The organism is Flavobacterium sp. H4147 (genome assembly GCF_029360735.1).
Taxonomy (GTDB): Bacteria; Bacteroidota; Bacteroidia; order Flavobacteriales; family Flavobacteriaceae; genus Flavobacterium; species Flavobacterium endoglycinae.
Genome location: NZ_JARKNB010000004.1, coordinates 631,640 through 655,839, shown reverse-complemented (window position 1 = coordinate 655,839; position 24,200 = coordinate 631,640). Strand labels below are relative to the sequence as shown.

The 24,200-nt window shown below is 33.6% G+C and carries 15 protein-coding genes; 11 read left to right on the top strand and 4 right to left on the bottom strand.

Features of this window, described 5'->3' with window-relative positions; genetic code table 11:
• Positions 1-7 precede the first annotated feature (7 nt).
• Complete coding sequence (gene glmM, locus P2W75_RS20200; RefSeq protein WP_276381844.1) at positions 8-1,396, bottom strand: phosphoglucosamine mutase; 1,389 nt, start codon at positions 1,394-1,396, stop codon at positions 8-10.
• A gap of 235 nt (positions 1,397-1,631) precedes the next feature.
• Between glmM and P2W75_RS20195 the strand changes: the two genes are divergently transcribed.
• The 8 genes from P2W75_RS20195 (at position 1,632) to P2W75_RS20160 (ending at position 17,065) form a co-directional block, all read left to right on the top strand.
• Positions 1,632-2,216, top strand: a complete 585-nt coding sequence (locus P2W75_RS20195) for an acyl carrier protein phosphodiesterase (protein ID WP_276381843.1) — start codon at positions 1,632-1,634, stop codon at positions 2,214-2,216.
• Between the two features lie 28 nt (positions 2,217-2,244).
• The gene (gene ggt / locus P2W75_RS20190) at positions 2,245-3,927 is read left to right on the top strand and encodes a gamma-glutamyltransferase (RefSeq protein ID WP_276381842.1); all 1,683 of its coding nucleotides are present in this window, start codon (positions 2,245-2,247) and stop codon (positions 3,925-3,927) included.
• Positions 3,928-4,011: 84 nt separating this feature from the next.
• Positions 4,012-5,796, top strand: a complete 1,785-nt coding sequence (locus P2W75_RS20185) for a chloride channel protein (protein ID WP_276381841.1) — start codon at positions 4,012-4,014, stop codon at positions 5,794-5,796.
• Between the two features lie 120 nt (positions 5,797-5,916).
• Complete coding sequence (gene uvrA / locus P2W75_RS20180; RefSeq protein ID WP_276381840.1) at positions 5,917-8,748, top strand: excinuclease ABC subunit UvrA; 2,832 nt, start codon at positions 5,917-5,919, stop codon at positions 8,746-8,748.
• Between the two features lie 399 nt (positions 8,749-9,147).
• On the top strand, positions 9,148-9,876 hold the full coding sequence (locus tag P2W75_RS20175) for a TIGR00730 family Rossman fold protein (RefSeq protein ID WP_207295521.1): 729 nt from the start codon (positions 9,148-9,150) through the stop codon (positions 9,874-9,876).
• 268 nt (positions 9,877-10,144) lie between these two features.
• Positions 10,145-12,895 (top strand): aminopeptidase, encoded by a 2,751-nt coding sequence (locus P2W75_RS20170; RefSeq protein WP_276381839.1) that lies wholly within the window; start codon positions 10,145-10,147, stop codon positions 12,893-12,895.
• A gap of 187 nt (positions 12,896-13,082) precedes the next feature.
• Entirely contained in the window at positions 13,083-15,494 is a 2,412-nt protein-coding gene (locus P2W75_RS20165) for a thiamine pyrophosphate-dependent enzyme (RefSeq protein ID WP_276381838.1), read from the top strand.
• A gap of 221 nt (positions 15,495-15,715) precedes the next feature.
• Positions 15,716-17,065 (top strand): hypothetical protein, encoded by a 1,350-nt coding sequence (locus P2W75_RS20160; protein ID WP_276381837.1) that lies wholly within the window; start codon positions 15,716-15,718, stop codon positions 17,063-17,065.
• A 49-nt stretch (positions 17,066-17,114) separates the two neighbouring features.
• Here P2W75_RS20160 and kdsB read toward each other — a convergent pair whose 3' ends face one another.
• Together kdsB and P2W75_RS20150 are read right to left on the bottom strand one after the other, a co-directional pair.
• Positions 17,115-17,849: a 3-deoxy-manno-octulosonate cytidylyltransferase gene (gene kdsB, locus P2W75_RS20155; RefSeq protein ID WP_276381836.1), complete on the bottom strand. Its 735-nt coding sequence runs from the start codon at positions 17,847-17,849 to the stop codon at positions 17,115-17,117.
• Between the two features lie 123 nt (positions 17,850-17,972).
• Positions 17,973-19,382, bottom strand: a complete 1,410-nt coding sequence (locus tag P2W75_RS20150; protein ID WP_276381835.1) for an ATP-dependent RecD-like DNA helicase — start codon at positions 19,380-19,382, stop codon at positions 17,973-17,975.
• A 309-nt stretch (positions 19,383-19,691) separates the two neighbouring features.
• Between P2W75_RS20150 and P2W75_RS20145 the strand changes: the two genes are divergently transcribed.
• From P2W75_RS20145 to P2W75_RS20135, 3 genes are read left to right on the top strand one after another with little or no spacing between them, the layout of a single operon-like run.
• The gene (locus P2W75_RS20145; protein WP_276381834.1) at positions 19,692-20,513 is read left to right on the top strand and encodes a DUF3822 family protein; all 822 of its coding nucleotides are present in this window, start codon (positions 19,692-19,694) and stop codon (positions 20,511-20,513) included.
• Positions 20,510-21,073 carry an RsmD family RNA methyltransferase gene (locus P2W75_RS20140; protein ID WP_207295515.1) on the top strand — a complete coding sequence of 188 codons (564 nt, stop codon included), beginning with the start codon at positions 20,510-20,512 and terminating at the stop codon, positions 21,071-21,073. The genes P2W75_RS20145 and P2W75_RS20140 overlap by 4 nt, the downstream gene beginning before the upstream one ends.
• Positions 21,054-21,854 (top strand): Imm52 family immunity protein, encoded by an 801-nt coding sequence (locus tag P2W75_RS20135; protein ID WP_276381833.1) that lies wholly within the window; start codon positions 21,054-21,056, stop codon positions 21,852-21,854. Before P2W75_RS20140 ends, P2W75_RS20135 begins: the two co-directional genes overlap by 20 nt.
• Before the next feature lie 122 nt (positions 21,855-21,976).
• On the opposite strand, the gene P2W75_RS20130 is transcribed toward P2W75_RS20135, so the two are convergent.
• Positions 21,977-24,091, bottom strand: a complete 2,115-nt coding sequence (locus P2W75_RS20130) for an outer membrane beta-barrel family protein (RefSeq protein WP_276381832.1) — start codon at positions 24,089-24,091, stop codon at positions 21,977-21,979.
• Positions 24,092-24,200: the final 109 nt, after the last annotated feature.

Genomic DNA, 24,200 nt, shown 5'->3' with positions numbered 1-24,200 from the left:
TTGTGAATTAAATTCCAGCAATTACTTTTATTTCGTCAATAATTCTAAGTGCTAATTTATCAGCAGCATCTTGAGAAGGCGCTTCTGTATAAATACGAATAATTGGTTCTGTATTTGATTTTCTTAAATGAACCCATTCTGTTGCAAAATCAATTTTTACTCCATCGATTGTTGAGATATCTTCGTTTTTATATTTATCTGTCATAGCAGTTAAAATTGCATCAACATCAATCTGCGGCGTTAATTCAATTTTATTTTTGCTCATATAATATTCAGGATATGAAGCTCTCAAAGCAGCAACTGATGTTTTTTTGTTTGCCAAATGTGTTAGGAACAAAGCGACACCTACCAAACTATCTCTACCATAATGAAGCTCAGGATAAATAATTCCGCCGTTACCTTCACCGCCAATTACAGCATTATTTTTCTTCATTAATTCAACTACATTCACCTCGCCTACTGCACTCGCCTCGTAGCTTCCGCCGTGCACTTTAGTAACATCTCTTAATGCACGAGAAGATGACATATTCGAAACTGTATTTCCTGGAGTTTTGCTTAAAACATAATCTGCAACAGCAACTAAAGTATATTCTTCACCAAACATTTCACCATCGTCACTAATAAAAGCTAGACGATCTACATCTGGATCAACTACAATTCCTAAATGTGCTTTTTCTTTTACCACTAATTCTGAAATATCAGTTAAGTGTTCTTTTAAAGGCTCCGGATTATGAGGGAAATGTCCGTTTGGTTCACAGTACAATTCTACTACCTCAACTCCCATTTGTTTTAATAGTTTCGGAATAATAATTCCACCTGATGAATTTACACCATCAACCACTACTTTGAATTTTGCCTCTTTTACAGCCTGAATATCAACCAAGGGAAGATTTAAAACTTCATCAATATGAATATCCATATAAGCATCATTTGGAATAATTTCTCCTAAACTATCTACATCCGAAAAATCAAAAGCTTCGGCTTCGGCAATTTCAAGAATTTTAGCACCATCAGCACCACTTAAAAATTCGCCTTTTTCATTTAAAAGCTTTAAAGCATTCCATTGTTTTGGGTTGTGTGATGCTGTTAAAATGATTCCACCATCAGCTTTTTCAAGCGGAACAGCCACTTCAACCGTAGGTGTAGTAGAAAGTCCAAGATCGATTACATCGATTCCTAAACCAATTAAAGTATTTACAACTAGATTATGAATCATTGGTCCTGAGATTCTTGCATCACGGCCAATTACAACTGTTAGTTTTTCTTTTGAAGTATTGTTTTTCAGAAAGGTTCCGTATGCCGAAGCAAATTTTACAGCATCAACTGGAGTCAGGTTATCTCCTACTTTCCCCCCAATCGTTCCTCGAATACCTGAGATAGATTTTATTAAAGTCATTTCTGTGAGTTATGGTTATTTTTATTACAAATATAAAAAAGTTACCAAGGTTCTCAGATACTAAGCGGTTAAGTTTTTTTCTTATTAAAAAAATTAGAGGCTAAATCACTTAAAAACACTACGATTTCAAAATAATCGTTAATTATTAAAACCGAAAGGTTTATATTATAATAAAATCATCTGAAAAAGTTTTCATACTTTTACTAAATAACTTAGCGCCTTTGTATCTTTAAAAATGAATTTCCTTGCCCATATATATCTTTCTGGCGATAATGATTTAATCAAAATTGGCAATTTTATGGCCGATGGCATTCGCGGAAAACAATTTGAACACTTTCCCCAAGATGTTCAAAAAGGAATTCTTTTACACAGATTTATAGATACTTATACTGATTCTCACGATATTTTCAGACAAAGTACCAAACGTCTTCATGAAAAATACCACCATTATTCGGGCGTCATTGTAGATATTGTTTATGATCACTTTCTGGCCAAAAACTGGATACAATATTCAGATGAAAAGCTGGAAACTTTCATCAATCGATTTTACAATTCGCTTCATGATAACTACGACATTTTAACCGAAAAAACACAGGGATTAATGCCGTATATGATCGAGAGAAACTGGCTTCTAAGTTATCGTACTGTTGAAGGAATCCATCAAATCCTGACCCAAATGGATCGAAGGTCTAAAAATAGGTCTAAAATGCAGTTTGCCAGCGAAGAATTAAAAGAATTTTACAATGAATTTGAACAGGAATTCACCACTTTCTTTGAAGATCTGCGACAACAAGCCAACCAAAAGTTACTTACTTTATAAAATCAACCGGTTTTAAAACATACTCACTATGAAAAAAATTTCTCTGTTATTTTATTTCGTAACCATTTCTAGTTTTGCGCAGCAAACGGCGGCGCCAACAGGTTTAACAGCTTCAAAAGCAATGGTCGTTTCGGCTCGCGAAGAAGCTTCAAAAATTGGTGTTGAAATCATGAAAAAGGGCGGAAATGCTTTTGATGCCATGGTAGGAACCGAATTAGCACTAGCAGTTGCTTATCCCTTTGCAGGAAACCTTGGCGGCGGCGGATTTATGGTTTATCGAAAAGCAAACGGAGAAGTTGGAACCTTAGATTATCGCGAAAAAGCACCAATGGCAGCTTCTAAAGATATGTTTCTGGATAAAGAAGGAAATGTAATAAAAGGAAAAAGTACCGATAGTCCGCTTGCGATTGGTGTTCCGGGAACTATTGCTGGTGTTTTTGCCGTTCATAAAAAATTGGGCTCGCTGCCAATGTCAGAAATTTTAAAACCTGTAATTGCGCTTGCAGAAAAAGGAGTTGTTGTAACTCAAAAACAACAAAAACAATATGATTCCTATCATGACGCTATTGTAAAAGCAAACGGCCCAAACGGATTCATGTCGAAAAGTTATAAAGAAAATGATACTATAAAATATCCTGCTCTTGCTAATACTTTAAAACGAATTTTAAAAAATGGAAAAGATGAGTTTTACAAAGGAAAAACCGCGCAGATTCTTGTTGACTATTTAAAGAAAAAAGGCGGTATTATTACACTTAAAGATTTAGCATCTTACGAAGCAAAATGGAGAAAACCATTACAGTTTACTTATAAAGATTTAAAAATTACTTCGATGCCGCCTCCAAGCAGCGGCGGAATTTGTCTGGCTCAGATTATGAAAATGATTTCCCCTTTCTATCTTTCAAAAATGGGGCATAATTCAGAACAATCTATTCAGGTAATTGTAGAAGCTGAAAGAAGAGCTTACGCAGATAGAAGCCAGTTTTTAGGAGATCCTGATTTTGTAAAAATTCCAATTAACGGACTTTTATCGGATGCATATTTAAAAGAAAGAATGTCAACTTTTGATTCAGAAAAAGCTTCTCTATCTTCAGAAATAAAAGAAGGAAAAGTGACGTATAATGAAAGCACCGAAACGACACATTACTCAATTGTAGATTCATTTGGAAATGCCGTTGCCGCTACTACAACACTTAATGATGGTTTTGGTTCGAAATATTACTGCGATGAATTAGGTTTCTTTTTAAACAACGAAATGGATGATTTCAGTGCCAAACCGGGTTCTCCAAATATGTTCGGATTAGTTGGAAACGAAGCCAACAGTATTGCGCCACAAAAAAGAATGTTGAGTTCTATGACGCCAACGATTGTAGAAAAAAACGGAAAACTTTTTATGGTTGTGGGTTCTCCTGGAGGTTCAACAATCATAACTTCTGTTCTTCAAACCATTTTAAATGTTTACGAATACAATTTCAGCATGCAGGAAGCAGTAAATGCACCTCGTTTTCATCATCAGTGGCTGCCGGATTTAATTACTTTTGAACCAAATGCTTTTAGTCCAAATACTTTAGACAGCCTGAAAGCTAAAGGCTACCTAATCAATGAGAAAACAACTCCTGTAATTGGAAAAGTAGATGCTATTTTAGTTTTACCAGACGGTAAACTCGAAGGAGGAGCTGATTTTAGAGGCGATGACAAAGCAGCTGGATTTTAAATTAAAAAGTTTTTGCTTGAAAAATTAGACAAAATCGAATGTTTACACTTAAATTTGTATTCTCGGTAAATTTTTTAAAAAATAATGATAAAAAAACTTTTTCAAAGACTAGAAAGCATAATTGCTTTATCGCAATCTATATTGACGCCAAAGCAATTTATTTTTTTATCAAGCGTATTGGTTGGGATTTCATGCGCATTTGCCGTAATTGTCTTGAAAACTTTTGCTCACAGCGTTTTTTCTTTTGCCACTTATATTAACGGAATTTTAAAATTGAGTTTCATTAACAGTATTCTTCCCATTATTGGAATTGTACTGACCGTTTTTGTGGTTAAAAAAGTTTTAAACGGAACTATTCAAAAAGGGACTTCTCAAATTTTATATGCGGTTGCCAAAAAAGCAAGTATCATTCCGAAAAAACAAATGTATGCGCAGATTATAACCAGCTCCTTAACTGTAGGTTTAGGAGGATCTGCCGGATTAGAAAGTCCTATCGTAATTACTGGAGCTGCATTTGGCTCCAATTATGCACAAAACTATAAATTAGCGTATAAAGATCGAACATTGCTAATTGGCTGTGGAGTTGCTGCTGGAATCGCTGCCGCTTTTAATGCTCCAATTGCAGGTGTGCTTTTTGCCATCGAAGTATTGTTAGTCGATGTGAGTATTTCTGCTTTTACACCTATTATGATTTCTGCCGCAACAGGTGCTTTAGTATCTGCAATTGTGTTAGACGAATCGATCCTTTTATCTTTCAAAAAACAAGAAAATTTCGATTATCACAATATTCCTTTTTATCTCATATTAGGAGTTTTAACAGGGCTTGTAGCCATTTATTATTCAAGGAATTTCCAGAGAGTTGAGCATTATTTTGCCAAACAACAAATTGGTACTTATAAAAAAGCCTTAATAGGTTCGTCACTTTTAGCATTATTGATTTTTATTTTTCCAACACTTTTTGGTGAAGGGTATGAAAGCATTAAAATTTTATCCGAAGCAAATCCAGGCCAATTACTAAACAACACCTTGTTTGGTGATTTTAGAAACAATGAATGGGTACTACTTCTGTTTGTTGGGGCGACCATGATGGTAAAAGTATTTGCATCTGGACTTACAATTGGAAGCGGTGGTAACGGAGGAAACTTTGCCCCTTCTCTTTTCTTAGGATCGTATCTGGGATATTTTTTCTCCAAATTAATAAGTCTCACAGGTCTATCACATTTACCCATCAGCAATTTTACAATGGTAGGAATGGCAGGAATCTTAAGTGGCTTATTTCACGCACCGCTGACAGCCATATTCCTTATTGCCGAAATTACAGGAGGTTACGGATTAATGATTCCGCTTATGATTGTTTCGTCTATTAGTTTTGCTATTTCTAAACGATATGAAAAATATTCGCTTGACGTAAAAAATCTAGCAAAAAAAGGTCACGCTTTTACCAGCAATAAAGACTCAAACATTTTATCTACTCTGGATATTGACACCATCATTCAATGTGATTATTTAACCGTTCATCCAGAAGAAAATCTAAGCAAACTGGTTGATCTTATTTCACATTCTAATCAAGTCGTTTTTGCTGTTGTTAATGATGAAAAAGATTTGGTTGGTGTGGTTCATTTCAACGATATCCGTGAAATCATTTTCAATGCATATCGTGTAAAATACACCCAGATAAAAGACGTCATGAAAACTCCTGCTGAAATAATTCTATCACACGATAGTATGGAAGTTGTAATGACCAAATTCGAAAGATCTAAAACTGCATTTCTTCCTGTTTTACGAAATGAAAAATACTTCGGTTTCATTTCAAAATCTATAGCATTAGAGGCCTACAGAATGAAGCTACGTTCAATGACAATTGAATAAAACATTTTTTGAAGATCTTAATCTGCGACTTCATTTTGTTACTATTTGTAACATAAACTTTTACGATCGAGTACAAAAAGAACAAATCAAAGTGGTAACTTTGCGTTTTTGCTAAAATTTATGTTAGATAAAGACAACACTATTGAAGTTCTTGGTGCAAGAGTTCATAATCTAAAAAATATTGACATTTCCATTCCGCGTGAAAAATTGGTTGTAATTACCGGTTTATCAGGTTCGGGAAAATCTTCTTTGGCATTTGATACTATTTATGCTGAAGGACAGCGTCGTTATATTGAAACTTTTTCGGCGTATGCCCGACAATTTCTTGGCGGTTTAGAACGTCCAGATGTTGATAAAATCGACGGCCTTTCGCCGGTAATTGCTATTGAACAAAAAACTACCAGTAAAAGTCCGCGTTCTACCGTAGGAACTATTACTGAAATATATGATTTCCTTCGACTTTTATACGCTCGTGGCGCTGATGCTTACAGCTACAATACAGGCGAAAAAATGGTTTCGTATTCTGATGAGCAGATTAAAAATCTGATTATTCAAGACTACAAAGGGAAACGCATCAACATTCTTGCTCCGGTCATTAAAGCCAGAAAAGGTCATTACGCCGAATTATTCCAACAAATCACCAAACAGGGATTTTTAAAAGTCCGCGTAAATGGTGACGTTCAGGATTTAATTGCCGGAATGAAACTTGATCGTTATAAAACACACGACATTGAAATTGTAGTTGACAGAATGGTTATCGAAGATAATCCGGACACCCAGAAAAGATTGGCCGAAAGTATCAATACAGCCATGCATCATGGTGAAGATGTTTTGATGATTTTAGATCAAGATTCTAATGAAGTCCGCTATTTCAGCCGAAACTTAATGTGTCCTTCAACGGGAATTTCATATCAAAATCCAGAACCAAATTTATTTTCATTCAACTCTCCCAAAGGAGCTTGTCCGCATTGCAACGGATTAGGAACAGTTCATGAAATTAATGTAAAAAAGATTATTCCAAATCCTAAATTATCGATTAAGGCCGGTGGTTTTGCTCCTCTTGGCGAATATAAATCATCATGGATTTTCAAACAATTAGAAACTATTGGAGAAAAATTCGGTTTCAAACTTACTGATCCAATCGAGAAAATTCCTGAAGAAGCTATGACCATGATTTTACATGGCGGAAAAGATAAATTTTCGATCAACTCAAAAGATCTTGGCGTAACAAGAGAATATAAAATTGATTTTGAAGGAATTTCAAATTTCATCAAAAATCAATATGACGAAAGTGCCTCTACAACTTTAAAACGCTGGGCTAAAGATTTCATGGATGAAATTGCGTGCCCTGTTTGCGAAGGCTCTCGTCTTAAAAAAGAAGCTTTATTCTTTAGAGTAAATGAAAAAAATATCACCGAATTGTGTGATATGGACATTTCAGATTTAACAGCTTGGTTTTTGGATTTAGAAAATCATTTAACCGATAAACAGCTTTTAATTGCTTCTGAAGTAGTAAAAGAAATCAAAGACCGTTTGAACTTCTTAATGAATGTTGGTTTGAATTATCTGGCTTTAAGCCGAAGTTCAAAATCACTTTCTGGAGGTGAAGCACAGCGTATTCGTCTGGCAACCCAAATCGGTTCGCAATTAGTAGGTGTTTTATATATTTTGGATGAACCGAGTATTGGTTTACACCAAAGAGACAATGAAAAACTGATTCATTCATTAGAACAATTACGCGACATCGGAAACTCGGTTATTGTAGTCGAACACGACAAAGACATGATTGAAACAGCCGATTATGTAATTGATATTGGTCCAAAAGCTGGTAAATACGGCGGACAGATTATTAGTACGGGAACGCCAAAAGAAACTTTAGCTTCAGACACCATTACTGCTCAATATTTGAACGGTAAAATGAAACTGGAAATTCCGAAAGAAAGACGAAAAGGAAACGGAAAATTCTTGAAACTAACAGGAGCTACTGGAAATAACCTAAAAAATGTTTCTATAGAAATTCCTTTAGGACAATTGATTTGTGTAACAGGAGTTTCTGGAAGTGGAAAGTCAACTTTGATTAACGAGACGCTCTACCCTATTCTAAATGCTCATTATTTTAATGGTGTAAAAAAACCACAGCCTTATAAAAAGATTGAAGGTTTAGAACATATAGACAAAGTAATCGATATTGACCAAAGTCCGATTGGTCGTACGCCACGTTCAAATCCCGCAACCTATACAGAAGTTTTCACTGAAATCAGAAATCTATTTACAATGACTTCTGAAAGTATGATTCGCGGTTACAAAGCCGGACGTTTCAGTTTTAACGTAAAAGGCGGACGCTGCGAAACGTGTGAAGGTTCTGGTGTAAGAACAATCGAAATGAATTTCCTTCCAGATGTTTATGTAGAATGTGAAACGTGTCAAGGAAAACGTTTCAATAGAGAAACACTGGAAATTCGATACAAAGGAAAATCAATTTCGGATGTTTTGGATATGACGGTTGACGAAGCCGTTCCTTTCTTTGAAAACATTCCGAAGATTTACAGAAAAGTAAAAACCATTCAAGACGTTGGTTTAGGATATATCACGCTTGGCCAGCAAAGCACAACACTTTCTGGCGGTGAAGCGCAGCGTATTAAATTAGCCGGAGAATTATCTAAAAAAGATACGGGAAATACGTTTTACATTCTTGACGAACCAACAACCGGACTTCATTTTGAAGACATTCGCGTTCTAATGGACGTTATTAATAAATTAGTCGATAAAGGAAACACCATATTGGTTATCGAACACAATATGGACGTTATCAAACTTGCCGATTACATTATCGATATTGGTCCAGAAGGAGGAAAAGGCGGCGGACAATTGGTTGCCAAAGGAACTCCAGAAGAAGTGGCACAGAGTAAGAAAAGCTATACTGCTAAGTTCTTAAAGAAAGAATTAGAATAAAACTAAAAGGGATAAAGCAATTTATCCCTTTTATATGAATTGGAATTTAATTTTACTCCATAAGTAAATTTCGTAGAAACAAATCCTTTTTGCCACAACAATTTTAATAGATTTAAGGTTATTGAATCGCCCCTATTCAGTTCCGTAAAAACAAAACTTTTTTCCAGAAATATTCTTTTTTAAGATATTGATAATGAATCAAAAAACTCAAATTGATTATTATCATAAGATTACTTTTGGATTATAATTTGTGTTTCCTGTAACAATTCTAGAAAAAAGAGTTAATTTAGTATCCGCTTTTTTTGAAAAAATCAAGCATTTAAAAAAGTTAGAGCGATATCGAAACAGCTCTTCCAAAACAAAAACAATGAAATAAAATAATAAATTAAAATACCTAAAATGAGATTAGAAGATTTTGATAATGATGAAGATAAAGTAATCCAAGATAGTTTAAAGCAAAAAACCTGGAATGAAATTAAAAGTAATGACAGCTGGGCAATTTTTAAAATTATGGCTGAGTTTGTTAACGGTTACGAAAGCATGGGAAGAATTGGTCCTTGTGTTTCTATTTTTGGATCGGCGAGAACGAAACCAGATGACAAATATTATTTATTAGCCGAAAAAATTGCTTTCAAGATCAGTAAAGCTGGTTATGGTGTAATTACAGGCGGTGGTCCCGGAATTATGGAAGCCGGAAATAAAGGCGCACATTTAGGAGGCGGAATTTCGGTTGGTTTGAATATCGAACTTCCATTTGAACAGCATTTCAATCCATACATTGACCACGATAAAAATTTGAATTTCGATTATTTCTTTGTGAGAAAAGTAATGTTCGTTAAATATTCTCAAGGATTTGTGGTAATGCCAGGTGGTTTTGGAACCTTGGATGAGATGTTTGAAGCAATTACTTTGATCCAGACTAAGAAAATTGGGAAATTTCCAATTATTTTAGTTGGTGTTGAATTCTGGTCTGGTTTGATCGAATGGGTAAAAACAGTTTTAGTCGAGAAAATGCATACGGTAAGTCCAGAAGATTTGAACTTATTCAAGATTGTAGATACTGAAGATGAAGTAGTTGAGGCTTTGGATAAATTCTACAAGAAATACGACTTAAGTCCGAATTTCTAATCAATATAACAACATAAATTCACTAAATATTCTTACTTTTTTAGCATAAAACAAAGCTGTTAATGTGAAATTATATGAATTTTATGGTTAATTTTAAAAAGCTGTTTTTTAAACAGCTTTTTTTATGCTATTTTTACAGAGAACCGAAAACATTTTTATGCACGTAATTTAAATTTGCGCCAAATCTTTGAAGCCATTATATAAAATTATAATCCTGTTTTTTGTTTTATTCAGTTCGATAAAACAGTACGCACAACATCGATCTAAGATGGAAGTGGCGGTTAATCTTGAACTGAAGACACTAAATGTAAAACAAGATATTACATTTTATAATACTTCAAATGATACTTTGGTTTCAATTGTGTTAAATGACTGGAACAACGCGTTCGCTGATAAAAATACACCTTTGGCAAGACGTTTCTCGGATGAATTTTATAGAGGTTTTCACTTAGCAAAAGCTGCAGAAAGAGGAAATACAACCATTTTAAGTCTGACCGATTCTAATTTTATGGCGTTTGAGTGGGAACGAACCGAAAAAAATCCTGATTATATCGTAGTCCGATTGAATCAAAAACTACCTCCAGGCGAACAAATTGATCTTCATCTTACTTATATTTCCAAAATTCCAAGTGATAAATTTACGCGTTATGGTTTTGATCAGAATGGCGGGATGAATTTAAAAAATTGGTTTTTAACTCCTGCCCGTTTTGAAAATCACACTTTCGTGAAAAACAATAACTTCAATCTCGACGATATTGCCAATGCTATTTCTGATTACGAAGTGAATATAAAAGTGCCTAACAATTATTCCATATCAACCGATTTGGATTCGGTTGCAAAAGACATTACCAATACTGCTTTTACCAACTACAGTTATACAGGAAAGAACCGAAATGATTTCAGCTTAGTCATTCAAAAACAAAATACTTTTATGAGTTATGACAATGGCACAATCGAAGTACTTTCGGACTTAAAAAACAAAAAGATAACCGAAATTGAAAAAGCCATTATTATAAATCGAGTAGCGACTTTTGCAAATGATTTTATTGGAAAATATCCGTACAGCAAAATCATGGTTTCGCAGGCAGATTATGAACGTAATCCGTTTTACGGTTTAAATCAGCTGCCTTCGTTTTTGAGTCCGTTCACCGATGATTTTATGTTTGAAATTACATTTTTCAAAACTTATCTGAATAATTACTTAAAAAACAGTCTTCATCTGGATCCAAGAAAAGACAACTGGGTTTATGATGGAATTCAGATTTATGCCATGATGAAATATATGGAGCAAAATCATCTGGATCAGAAAATGCTTGGAAGACTTTCGAGAATGAAACTTTTTAAAAGTTATAATATCACCAACTTAACTTTTAATGAGCAGTACAGCTATTACTACATGTTGATGGCTCGTAAAAACTTGGATCAGCCTCTTGGTGATCCAAAAAACACTTTGATCAAATTCAACGAACAAATTGCCAGTAAATATCGCGCAGGTTTAAGTTTAAGTTATTTAGATGACTATTTAGATCAGAATATCGTACCCGAAAGTATTCGGGAATTTTACAATCTAAATAAAAAAGAACAAACCAATCGATATGATTTTGAAAAAATCTTAATCAATAAAAGTCCAAAAAACATTGATTGGTTCTTTAAAACCATTATTGATTCAAGAGATATTATTGATTATAAATTTGGACATGTTACACGAACTCCAGATAGTGTTCAATTTGCTATAAGAAACAGAACCGGCGTATATGCTCCAATTTCAATTTACGGTCTCAAAAAAAATGAAGTGGTTTTTAAAGAATGGATTGAACCTTTGAAAGCAGATTCAATTTATCATTTTGATCGCAAAAATGCCGATAAACTAGTAATTAATTACGATAATGAAGTTCCAGAATTCAACCAGAGAAACAATTGGAAATCATTAAAAAGCATTGCCATTACCAATCGTCCTATTAAATTTAATTTTGCGAAAGATTTAGAAGATCCGTATTACAATCAAATATTGTATATTCCAACTGTAACGTATAACTATTATGACGGAATTACACCGGGAGTACGTTTTCATAACAAAACCATTTTAGACAAACCGTTTACATTTGATATTAATCCTGCTTATTCTATCAAAGCAGGAACTTTGTCAGGTTCATCTGCTTTTTCGTGGAGCCAGTATTACCGAAACAGTACTTTATACAATGTTCGGTATTCTTTAAGCCAGAATTACTTTCATTATGCACCTGATGCTACTTATTTAAGATTGAATCCGATGATTCAGATTCGTATTCGTGAAGAAAACTTCAGAGACAATCGTAAACAATTGATTTTACTTCGCCAAGTAATTGTAAACCGAGAAGAAAGCGAATATATAACTGATAATTCCAAACCCAATTATTCGATTTTTAATGCTCGTTATGCCAATACGAAAACAGAACTCATTAATCATTTTAATTTCATGACCGACGTTCAGTTTTCAAACGGTTTTGGAAAAGTTTCGGGAGAAATAGAATACAGAAGATTATTTGAAAACAACCGTAAACTAAATTTGCGATTATTTGCTGGAAGTTTCATTTACAATACAACAAATTCCGATTATTTTAGTTTTGGTTTAGACAGACCCACTGATTATTTATTTGATTATAATTTATTGGGAAGATCAGAAAGCACTGGACTTTTCAGCCAGCAGTATGTAATTGCAGAAGGAGGTTTTAAATCACAAATCGAACCTTCGTATGCCAATCAATGGATGACGACTTTGAATGCCAGTTATGCAGTCTGGAACTGGGTTGAATTATATGGAGACGTTGGATTTTTAAAAAACAAGCATCAAAATGAGTACTTTGCATATGATACAGGTGTGCGCTTAAATCTAGTTCCTGATTATTTTGAACTTTATTTTCCAGTGTATTCAAATAACGGATGGGAAATTGCACAAGACAAATACACCCAAAAAATTAGGTTTATAATTACAATCGCTCCAAAAACATTAGTTACTCTTTTTACTCGAAAATGGTTTTAATTAAATAAATTTTAATCAAAAACATAAATTATTAATAACAAAAACACAAAATCAATAAAAATTACATAAATAAAACACCCAGTTTTTTCGTTTTAAATACAAATAATTGAATTATATTTATTTTAAAGAATTATGATTATTGATTGTTTTTAAGTAATTTCGCAGTCTAAACTTGACCCTCAAGATTATGATATTAGAAAAAAGCAACACTACATTAACGTTTGAAGATTTCAGAACTGAAGTTTTAAATGACTACAGAATTGCAGTTATCAGCCGTGAATGCAGCCTTTTAGGTCGTAAAGAAGTATTAACCGGAAAAGCTAAATTTGGAATATTTGGCGACGGAAAAGAGGTGCCTCAGCTAGCTATGGCAAAAGCCTTTAAAGAAGGAGATTTCCGTTCTGGTTACTATCGCGATCAAACTTTTATGATGGCGATTGGCGAATTAAACGCAAAACAATTCTTTGCAGGTTTATACGGCCACACTGATTTAGCTTACGATCCAATGTCAGCCGGAAGACAAATGGGCGGACACTTCGTAACACACAGTTTAAACGAAGACGGATCTTGGAAGGACCTTACTAAACAAAAAAATTCAAGCTCAGATATATCGCCTACTGCAGGGCAAATGCCTAGATTATTAGGATTAGCTCAGGCTTCTAAAATTTACAGACACGTTGACGGAATTACCATCAAAGACAAATTTTCTGTAAATGGAGACGAAGTAGCATGGGGAACTATTGGAAACGCCAGTACTTCTGAAGGTTTATTTTTTGAAACGATAAATGCCGCAGGAGTTTTACAAGTTCCGATGGTAATGAGTGTTTGGGATGATGAATATGGAATTTCTGTTCACGCAAAACATCAAACTACAAAAGAAAATATCTCTGAAATCTTAAAAGGATATCAGCGTGACGAAGATTCTAAAGGTTATGAAATCTTTAGAGTAAGAGGATGGGATTATGCCGAATTGGTTTCGACTTATGAAAGAGCCGGCGCTATCGCACGCGAAGAACATGTTCCAGTTTTAATCCATGTAAATGAATTAACGCAGCCACAAGGTCACTCAACTTCAGGTTCTCATGAACGTTACAAAAACGCAGACCGACTTGCCTGGGAAAGAGATTTTGACTGTATCCGCCAGATGCGTTTGTGGATGATTGCGATCAATATTGCTTCTCCAGAAGAATTAGCAGAATTGGATTTACAGCTTAAAAAAGAAGTCCTAGAAGCTAAAAAAGAAGCTTGGAATGACTTTATCAATCCAATTATTGAGGAGCAGAACAATCTTTTAAATCTATTAGAGCAAATTGCTGAAGCAAGCATTAATCATAAAGAAAGAATCAAAAAATTAATTTCTGAATTGGCTGCTATTAAAGCACCTTTAAAGAAAGAATTATTGGTTTATGCGAGAAAGATTCTTCGTTTTATTGAAGTTCCAAACAGCAAAATGCTTTTATCAGACTGGATTACGAGATTCTTAAATGAAACTCAAGAAAAATTCAGCAGTAATCAGCATTCTGAATCGGCTCAAAATGTATTTTCTGTAGAAAAAGTACTTCCTGAATACGCGGAAGATGCAAAACCGGATTTAGACGGAAGAATGGTAATTCGTGACAATTTTGATGCTTTATTCCACAAATATCCAGAACTTTTAATATTTGGAGAAGATGTTGGAAACATTGGTGACGTTAACCAAGGTTTAGAAGGCATGCAGGAAAAATACGGAGAACTTCGTGTTGCCGATGTTGGAATTCGTGAAGCAACAATTATTGGTCAGGGAATTGGAATGGCATTACGAGGTTTACGCCCTATTGCCGAAATTCAATATTTAGATTATTTACTGTACGCTATTCAAATCATGAGTGATGATTTAGCGACATTACAATATAGAACCGTCGGAAAACAAAAAGCACCGTTAATCATCAGAACACGCGGACACCGTTTAGAAGGTATATGGCATTCTGGCTCTCCAATGGGAATGATTATTAATGCTATTCGTGGTATTCACGTTTTAGTTCCAAGAGATATGACACAAGCAGCAGGATTCTATAATACACTTTTGGAATGCGATGAACCTGCTTTAGTAATCGAATGTTTAAACGGATATCGTTTAAAAGAAAAAACGCCTCTAAATTTTGGTGAATTTAAAACACCAATTGGTGTGGTGGAAACATTAAGAGAAGGTACTGATATTACTTTAGTGTCTTATGGATCGACTTTAAGATTGGTTCAGCAGGCAGCTAACGAATTATCTGATTTAGGAATTGAATGTGAAGTTATTGATATCCAATCTTTACTTCCGTTTGATATCAATAAGGATATTGTAAAAAGTATTGCTAAAACAAATCGTCTTTTAGTAATCGACGAAGATGTTCCTGGAGGTGCTTCTGCTTTCATTTTACAGCAGATTCTTGAAGAACAAGATGCTTACAAATATCTGGACAGCAAACCACAGACTCTTGCCGCAAAAGCACACAGACCTGCTTACGGAACTGACGGTGATTATTTCTCTAAACCTTCTGCTGAAGATATCTTCGAGAAAGTTTACGAAATGATGAATGAAGTTAATCCTTCTAAATTTCCAAGTTTGTACTAAAAAATTAAATCACGTTAATTAATACAAAGCCTCAGATTATTTCGATCTGGGGCTTTTTTTATGTACAATCCAGCAGTAATTGGTTATTAATAACCATCAAAAAACATCTTTATTTTAACAAGATAAAGTCCAATAAATATTATTTTAGCCCCAATTATTAATTGAGGCATACACCCAATTTTAATACTTCAGTAAACCAAAAACAACTTATTCCCAGTATTATGAAGACCAGTAAATTTTTGCTTATTTTACTTCTATTAGCACTAAATATTCAAAATGCAAACTCTCAAACCTCATCCATCATTGATACAGAACAAGATCTTATAGGATCAACTTATGCGATCTCAAGATCTAACCTGCCTAAAAGTAAAGACAAAAATTCAGAATATTATTTAGCTCTTGCCAAAGCATATTTACAAGCTTATAATAATCCTTATCAGTATAAAAACGCGTTGATTAATCTTCGTAATTCTTTACTATTAGAAAAAAATAATAGCGAAGCTTTTAATCTGCAATCGCAGACCAATTATGATTTCGCAATAAAATCATTGGAAGAAGGAGAAAAAGAATTAAAAAATGGCTACTGGAGTGAGGGTTATTTCTTTTACCGCGCTTTAGAACACTTTTCAAATGCTTATCTTAATGAATTTAAAAAAGAAGATATTCTTTCCCATATCGATAAAATCAATTTATTAGCTAAAAATTCAGATCATGATCTTAAAGCATTTAATGAATCCAATCTGTTTAAAATTTCTACTGCATTTCAAGAAAAAAACACGGCTGATTACAAAGATTTAAAAAATGTTTATTCAGAAAAAAAAGCCAATCCTAATGCCGATAAAAATGAACTCCTTGATATTTTAAAAAAGCTTGAAGAATACGCAGAGTATTATTTTGACAATAGTAAATTCCAATACCATATTTCCAAAGACCTAAAAATAGAAGAAGCAAAATTAAAAATAGAACTAGGAGATACCGATAATGCATGTTCATTATTATACAAAACAGATATGCTGTTTTTTCACAATAACGGATACACTAAAAACGCCTGCAAAACATGGTACGATAAATTTTCAAAAGCAGAACAAACACGATATACTTTAGAAATAAAGGCTGCTGTAAAAAAATGGCGTACAGAACATCCGAATATAATAAAACTACGTTCTCTTATAGGAGAAAATGATGATATCGCTCAGAGTTATTTAGGACTTCCTGTTGCAAAAAATTTCAAAATAAATGTTGGTTCAGGTATAAACAAAAAGGAATATACCGCAAACAAATACAAAACTAAAGATGGTATTTATGAAATTGTTTTAAAAAATGGAAAAGCTTTTCGCATTCAATTTGCGCCAACCGCATTCATCAAATTTGATACAGAAACTTTCAGAGAAAAAAAGACCAATTTTGATCTTGAAATAATAAACAAACCTACTTCTTGTTTTGGAGATTATAACGAAAGTTTCGTTGGAAAAACAAAAATTTACTCGATGGATTATACTTGCGAAGATTACCATTCCAGTATACAATTTTACGGATTAAATGGTAAAATTATTTCTGTGGTTGTATATTAATTTCTGTTGGTTACATTAAAAAAGCTCCAAATATTTGGAGCTTTTTTAATTAAATATCTCTAAGCATAGCTCTCGCCTTCTCTAAATCTTCTGCTGTATCGATTCCGATTCCTACGTGTGTGGTTTCTACCATTTTAATACGTTTTCCGAATTCCAAATAACGTAATTGTTCCAATTTTTCAGAAGCTTCCAAAGATTTCATTGGCAGACTGTAAAAGTCTAATAGCGCTTGTTTTCTGAAAGCATAAATCCCGATGTGCTGAAAATACCTCACTCCCACATTTTTTTCTCTTGGATACGGAATAACCGATCTTGAAAAATACAACGCAAACTGCGACTGGTCTACCACCACTTTTACATTATTCGGATTATTGATTTCGTCTTCACTGGTAATTTCATGCATTAACGAAGCCAGATCAATCTTTTTATCTTTATCATCTTTAAAAACCGACAACACTTGCTCCAAAGGTCCGGCTTCTGTAAAAGGTTCATCGCCTTGAACATTTACCACAATATCAACATCAAGATTCGCTACAGCTTCAGCAATTCGGTCACTTCCTGATTCATGTTCTTTGATACTCATAATGGCTTTTCCACCATTAGAAACAATTTCATCAAAAATCAAATCAGAATCAGTTACCACGAAAACATCGTCAAATAATTTTGTCGAAACTGCGGCCTCGTAGGTTCTAAGAATTACTGTTTTACCTCCCAAATCCTGCATCAGTTTTGCAGGAAAACGAGTTGAAGCATATCGTGCTGGAATTACCGCTATTATTTTCATTTTTATATTTTGTTATGAGAAAAGTTTTTCTCGTTATTATCGTCTCTGCTTTGCAATTTTTTCCGCCAAGAATTCACGATTTGTCGTATAATAATTCGTGAATTCGTGGCGGAAAAAAATTAATTACTCTTCAAAACTTTCGTCTTTAAATCCTATCAAATATAATTTATTTTTAGCTCTTGTCATTGCCGTATAAAGCCATCGTATGTAATCGCGATCAATTCCGTCTGGCAGATAAGGCTGTTCGATAAAAACCGTATTCCACTGCCCTCCCTGCGATTTGTGACAGGTTATAGCGTACGAGAATTTTACCTGAAGTCCGTTAAAATATTCGTTTTCTTTTACCTTTTGAAATCTTTTGTATTTCGTTGGTTCATCTTCATAATCTTTCATAACCTCTTCATACAAACGATTGCTTTCTTCATAAGTTAAAGACGGTGATTCGCTTTTTAAAGTATCTAAAATTAAAACCGTTTCGAAAGGTATTTGATCTGGATAATCGACCATTCTGATTTTTACTTTTGCAAAAGTAAATCCATAAAGTTCTTTGATTCCAAAAAGTTCCAGAACTTCAATAATATCTCCGTTGGCGATAAATCCAGCAGCATCTGTTTCTTTCAGCCAGAAATAATTATTTTTTACCACCATTAAAAAATCCCCAACCGAAAGTTCACTTTCTTTAAACAAAATTCGGCTTCTGATTTGTTCGTTATATTGATTCGCTCTTTTGTTCGAGCGAACAATAAACGCGGTATCTTCAATACTATAATTGCTGTAGGCTGTGTTTATAGCATCTTGAATATCGTATCCATCCGTTAGACGAACAATATCTTTAAACTTTTTTACATTAAATCGGAATTCCGTTATAAACGATTCTTTCAATAGTTCACGTAATTCAGTTGCATTGTAAAGAATTCCCGAATTTTCTTCCTGACGCATTACTTCATCAAGTTCGATATGTTCGATTTCTTTGTCATAATGAACACCAAGCGTCTGAATATCAAGAGCAGGACTAATATCAAGATTTACGGGCGGCAGCTGAGCCGTGTCTCCCAACAGAATCATTTTGCAATTGTTCCCCGAATATACGTAGTAAATCAAATCGTCAAGAAGCGAACCGCTGTCTAAAGTACTATCAGAAATCATCGAGGCCTCATCAACGATAAAAATGGTGTTTTTATGTTTATTGACCTGTTTGGTAAAAGCCACTCCGCCTGCCGATGATTTTTTCGGGAAATATATTTTTTTATGAATTGTAAAAGCCTGAGTATTTGAGTAATTCGAAATTACTTTTGCGGCACGTCCTGTTGGCGCAAGGAGCACAAATTTTTTATTGATATCACCAAGATTGTTTACGATTGTCGAAATCACGGTTGTTTTTCCGGTTCCGGCATATCCTTTCAATACAAAAATTGTATCGTTCTTGGGCTCTGTTAAAAAAATGGCAATTTTCTGAAAAAAAACATCCTGTTTGTAAGTAGGTGCAAAAGGAAATCTTTTCTGTAAAATACCGTAAAATAATGATGAATTCATGAGATTAAATTGGCCGGCAAAGTTCGGTTTTTTAAATGGTAATGGCAATAACAATATCAATGACAAAAGACAATGGCAATGTAAATATAAATGATTTAAATTTTACAGATTGAAATGAAACGAACTTATATCATTTATAAGGTTCAGTTAAAAAAGATAAGTTTAATAATACAAAAATAATATTTGGATAACCTTTTTGTAATATTGATTTTTAAAATTGCAATTATAATTGTTCCTTTTTAATTTGTAAGTTTGTGGTCGTCTAAAATTCTTTATTTTTCAGCGCTGGTAACGAATTGTAAATCAAATATGTCATTACACAACACAAATATCACTTCAAAAAATTATAAAAAACTTTCGATTCAAGTTTCACTGAATGGATTTTCATTTTGCTGTTTTGATACTTTAAACAATACAATAACTGCATTTAATGAAGTTGTATTTGATACCCAGCAGAAACAAAACAAAATCGAAGAATTGTATGCCGATGCTTTTAAAAAATATCCTGAGTTAAAAGAAACGTACGATGATATTTTAGTCATTCACAGCAATAACCTTTCGACTTTTGTACCAGCTGCTTTGTTTGATGAAGATTATTTGGGAAGTTACCTTCAGTACACTACTAAAGTTTTTGATACTGATTTTTTTACTTACGATACGATTTCAAATTACGAAATGCACTCGGTTTATATTCCGTACATCAATATCAACAATTTTCTAATCGATACAGTTGGTTCATTTGATTACAAACATGTAAACAGTATTTTGGTTGAAAAAATCTTGGAAGCCTCAAAAAACAATGATGATAAAAAAATGATTGTGAATTTTAATCCCGATCATTTTGAAATCATAGTCGTTCAAAACCAAAAACTTTTATTATTCAATTCGTTTGAATATGAAAAACCAGAAGATTTCATTTATTATGTACTTTTCACTGCTGAACAGCTTAATTTAAATCCTGAAATTTTCCATCTTGAATTATTAGGCACCATTACCGAAAATGATCCTTTTTTCGAAATTGCTTACAAATACATTCGCAACGTTTCATTTCTTGACGTAAGTGCATTACAAGAGAAAAACCATTATACAACAGCTCAAAATCAAAAACATTATATCTTATTTCAATCATGAGAATCATTTCAGGCAAATACAAAGGGCGTCGGATCTTTCCACCAAAAAACCTTCCTGTAAGACCTACAACTGACATGAGTAAAGAAGCATTATTTAATGTTTTGAATAATCATTTTAGTTTTGACGGTTTAAAGGTTTTGGATTTGTTTTCGGGAACCGGAAATATAAGTTACGAATTCGCTTCACGCGGCAGCGCACCAATTACGTCAATCGACGGTGATTTTGGATGTGTAAAGTTTATCAAACAAGTTTCATCTGAATTTGATTTTGATATTGCAGCTACCAAAAGCGATGTTTTTAAGTTTTTAGAAAACTGTAAAACTTCATACGATATCATTTTTGCAGATCCGCCTTATGGTCTTGACCAGGCCACTTTTGAAAAAATTGTATTGACAGTTTTTGAAAGAGAATTGCTTTCTGAGGATGGAATGATGATTATCGAACATTCAAAATATACCAAACTGGATCATTTAAGTAATTTTTCGTTTCAGAAAAGTTACGGTGGTTCGTACTTCAGTTTCTTCGAACTGAATTCTACCGATGATGACGAAGAACTCTGATAAGTTAGCCCATTACTTTAGTTTAGAACTTAAATTTATCTTTGCATTGTCTGAAAAGGTGCTTCCCCCGGTAGATGTACAGTTTGAGCAATTGAGAAAATTATGCCTTAGTTTTTCACAAAACGACCTGCCAATCCATGAATGGTATCCATCGGCATCGAGCATTAAGAAATCGCTTCTTTCCCCAGCTTTCGAAAATGACAGGGTTTCTCAGCGAGCGATTGACCTTGAAAACGATCGTGATGACATGATTCGAACAGTCGGGGTTTGGAATGGTCGCGAAGGAGATGGAAGCGCTGCACTTACTTTAATGTATAATACAATGGGAGTTAGCGATGTATCGTTCTTATCCGATGAAATTTCCAGTCTAAAACACTATGATTGTGTAGTAAAAATTATTGAAGATGCTTTACAGATATGGCCTCTCAAGATTGCAGAAGCTGCTCCATTCGCCTATTCCGCTGATTTGAAATTATTCCCTAGTCACTCAGGTGTAGGCTGGATGCTCTATCTACCAAATCGAATCGAAATCGAACAGGTTCCAGAAGCACGAATGATTAAGCATGTCAAAGATCTAAACGGCACCGAGGGAACTATCATTATCAGTGAAATTGATGGTCCTTTTTATGCTGAAAATTCCGAGCATGTCAAAGTTGCTAATGTGATCGAGACTCGACTCGCTGATCTTGGCTTATTACCATGTTACGCTGACCTTTTCGCACAAATTTTCAATAGAAGTCTAAAGTTACGAATAAGCGAAGACGAAGAAGACGAAGGATAACTTCCTTCTAAAGTTTTCAACTTTTAAATTCCAAATTCCAAGCATTAGAGTTGGAATTTGGAATTTTTAATTTGGATTTTTTTTAATTGGATTTTTTTTAATTGGACTTTTTTTAATTGGATTTATCTAATTCGATTCTGGTCTTCGTTAACCTTTTTTTCTTTGTATGCTGAATCTTTTATTTTTCCGAAAGAATAACGAAGTGTAATAGAAAGTTCATTGGCATCTACCAAATATCGAGCTCTTGAACTCACATTGTTTACCGTAAATCGTTCTGTATAAATGGTATTTTTGAAAACATCATTATAATTCAGTGTACAATTCCAGTTTTTACCGAAAGATTTCGCAAGCGACAAATCAAAAATCAATTTGGCATTTCGTTCAAAAACACCTTCTTTCTGCTTGGTTGATCCCCAAAATGACAAAACGAAAGTAAAATTTTGTGGAAGTTTAAAAGTATTATTGGAGTAATAATACAAATACGGTTTTGACGAAGTAAACAATGCCGAATCGTCTTCAATTTTATTCTTCGAAAAAACCAAAGAATTTGTAGCACTCCAGATTTTATGCGTAAACGGAAGTGTTAATTCGATATTGTAACCCGATTCTTTTTGAAAATTTTTCTCAGTAAAAGTCAGCACATTATTCTGACTGTCAAATGAGAAATCCTGATAAATTGAATTCTTGTTTTTGTACAATGTCAATTTTAAAGAAGTGTCATGATATTGAAAAACGGTAGAAACAACATCCATCAATGTCGGTCCCAAATTGATATTGCTGCCATAAATAAAGTATGGATTTATATACACTCCAATCATGCTTAACGAAGAATAATTGGGTCTCGAAATACTTTTAGAATAATCTACACTCACACTTTTTGTGCTGTCTATCGAAAATGAAAACTGCGCTTTTGGGAAAAGATTGGTATAATTTTTATCGACCAAAGCTGTACTTTCTGTGCTATATTTTCCGTTTACATTGGTATTTTCAACTCGTAATCCAACAGAGAAATCTACTTTTTTAATTTTACCAGAAAGCTGAGAATAAGCTGCTAAATTTGATTCTCTAAAATTGTAATCGAAACTTGTCGTTTCATTTTTATCATAATCAAAAACATCATAATCTGATTTCGATTTTGCAGCCGAATATAATCCACCGTATTCCCAAAGCATTTCGTTTTTAAATTTTCTTTCTAAATCAATTCTTCCCGAAAAAACATCAACATTAAATTTCTGATCACGGTTTTGCGACAATTCTAATTTTGTTTCATTGAAATTATTTTCAACTAAACTCCATAAATGTTGATTAAAGTTTGATCCTTGAATTCCAATAAAAAGCTTTGTATCAATGGATTTTATCTTTTTGGAATAATTCAAAAATGAATTTATGAAATTCTTTTCGCTTGTATTATCACTAAAAGTAAAAACGTGATTTTCCTGATTTTGATTTTTATTGAAGGTGAAAGTATTGATATCGAAAGTATCATTTTGGCTTTTGCCGTTTACATTAATCGAAAAATAATCTTCATCGTTGATTTTATAAAACAAACCGCCGCCAAAAATATATTGATTTCGTTTTGTAAGCGCCGTAACATCATAATCAGAAACAATTGAAGCTTGCGGAATCTGATAGGCAATACTGTGATTTTCCCACGGTTCTAATTTATTGTAATTGAAATTGGCTTTCCATTCGAGTTTATTCTTTTTAAAACTGGAATTAAAACCTAAATAATTATTATAGTTCTTTTTAAAAGAAGCAGTTTCAAAAATATCGGTTTTAAAACTGTCTTTTTTACTAAGTTTTCTAGTAATCAGAATTACGGCTCGACCTTCAGCTTCGTATTTAGAAGAAGGATTCTGAATGATTTCAATCGTTTTGATATCGGCGACAGCCAAAGCATTTAAATCGTTCATTCCAGCTCTTTGATTGTCGATATAAATAAGCGGATTTCCTTTTCCCACAATCGAAATGGTTTCCCGATCTGAACTTACTTGCACCAAAGTCAGTTTTGAAAGTAATTCAACCGGATTAGGAACTGAATTGTAAACCGAATTAGCGACATCAACTTTTATAGTTCCGTTTGAATTGGTAAATGTTTTTTTATTCTGATGGATTACGACTTCGTTTAATTCATTTGAAATAGAATCTTTTGGCGTTTCGTTTTGCGCCTTTGCCAAAAATGACAAACAAAAAAGCAGGAATGCCAAAATAATTTTCATGGGCAGATAAATATTCATTTTTAAAGAAATTGGATTAGAGTTGCTGCAAAAGTGCTTTGAAAAACCATTTCCGAAAGTTAATCGAAGGTTAATGCAGCGTTAATCTGCCTTTTGTTTCGTAAAAGCC

What these genes read in the sequence shown, in the direction of transcription:
- glmM (WP_276381844.1), bottom strand. Translation starts at nt 1,396, where the DNA reads ATGACTTTAATAAAATCTATCTCAGGTATTCGAGGAACGATTGGGGGG.
- P2W75_RS20195 (WP_276381843.1), top strand. Translation starts at nt 1,632, where the DNA reads ATGAATTTCCTTGCCCATATATATCTTTCTGGCGATAATGATTTAATC.
- ggt (WP_276381842.1), top strand. Translation starts at nt 2,245, where the DNA reads ATGAAAAAAATTTCTCTGTTATTTTATTTCGTAACCATTTCTAGTTTT.
- P2W75_RS20185 (WP_276381841.1), top strand. Translation starts at nt 4,012, where the DNA reads ATGATAAAAAAACTTTTTCAAAGACTAGAAAGCATAATTGCTTTATCG.
- uvrA (WP_276381840.1), top strand. Translation starts at nt 5,917, where the DNA reads ATGTTAGATAAAGACAACACTATTGAAGTTCTTGGTGCAAGAGTTCAT.
- P2W75_RS20175 (WP_207295521.1), top strand. Translation starts at nt 9,148, where the DNA reads ATGAGATTAGAAGATTTTGATAATGATGAAGATAAAGTAATCCAAGAT.
- P2W75_RS20170 (WP_276381839.1), top strand. Translation starts at nt 10,145, where the DNA reads ATGGAAGTGGCGGTTAATCTTGAACTGAAGACACTAAATGTAAAACAA.
- P2W75_RS20165 (WP_276381838.1), top strand. Translation starts at nt 13,083, where the DNA reads ATGATATTAGAAAAAAGCAACACTACATTAACGTTTGAAGATTTCAGA.
- P2W75_RS20160 (WP_276381837.1), top strand. Translation starts at nt 15,716, where the DNA reads ATGAAGACCAGTAAATTTTTGCTTATTTTACTTCTATTAGCACTAAAT.
- kdsB (WP_276381836.1), bottom strand. Translation starts at nt 17,849, where the DNA reads ATGAAAATAATAGCGGTAATTCCAGCACGATATGCTTCAACTCGTTTT.
- P2W75_RS20150 (WP_276381835.1), bottom strand. Translation starts at nt 19,382, where the DNA reads ATGAATTCATCATTATTTTACGGTATTTTACAGAAAAGATTTCCTTTT.
- P2W75_RS20145 (WP_276381834.1), top strand. Translation starts at nt 19,692, where the DNA reads ATGTCATTACACAACACAAATATCACTTCAAAAAATTATAAAAAACTT.
- P2W75_RS20140 (WP_207295515.1), top strand. Translation starts at nt 20,510, where the DNA reads ATGAGAATCATTTCAGGCAAATACAAAGGGCGTCGGATCTTTCCACCA.
- P2W75_RS20135 (WP_276381833.1), top strand. Translation starts at nt 21,054, where the DNA reads ATGATGACGAAGAACTCTGATAAGTTAGCCCATTACTTTAGTTTAGAA.
- P2W75_RS20130 (WP_276381832.1), bottom strand. Translation starts at nt 24,091, where the DNA reads ATGAATATTTATCTGCCCATGAAAATTATTTTGGCATTCCTGCTTTTT.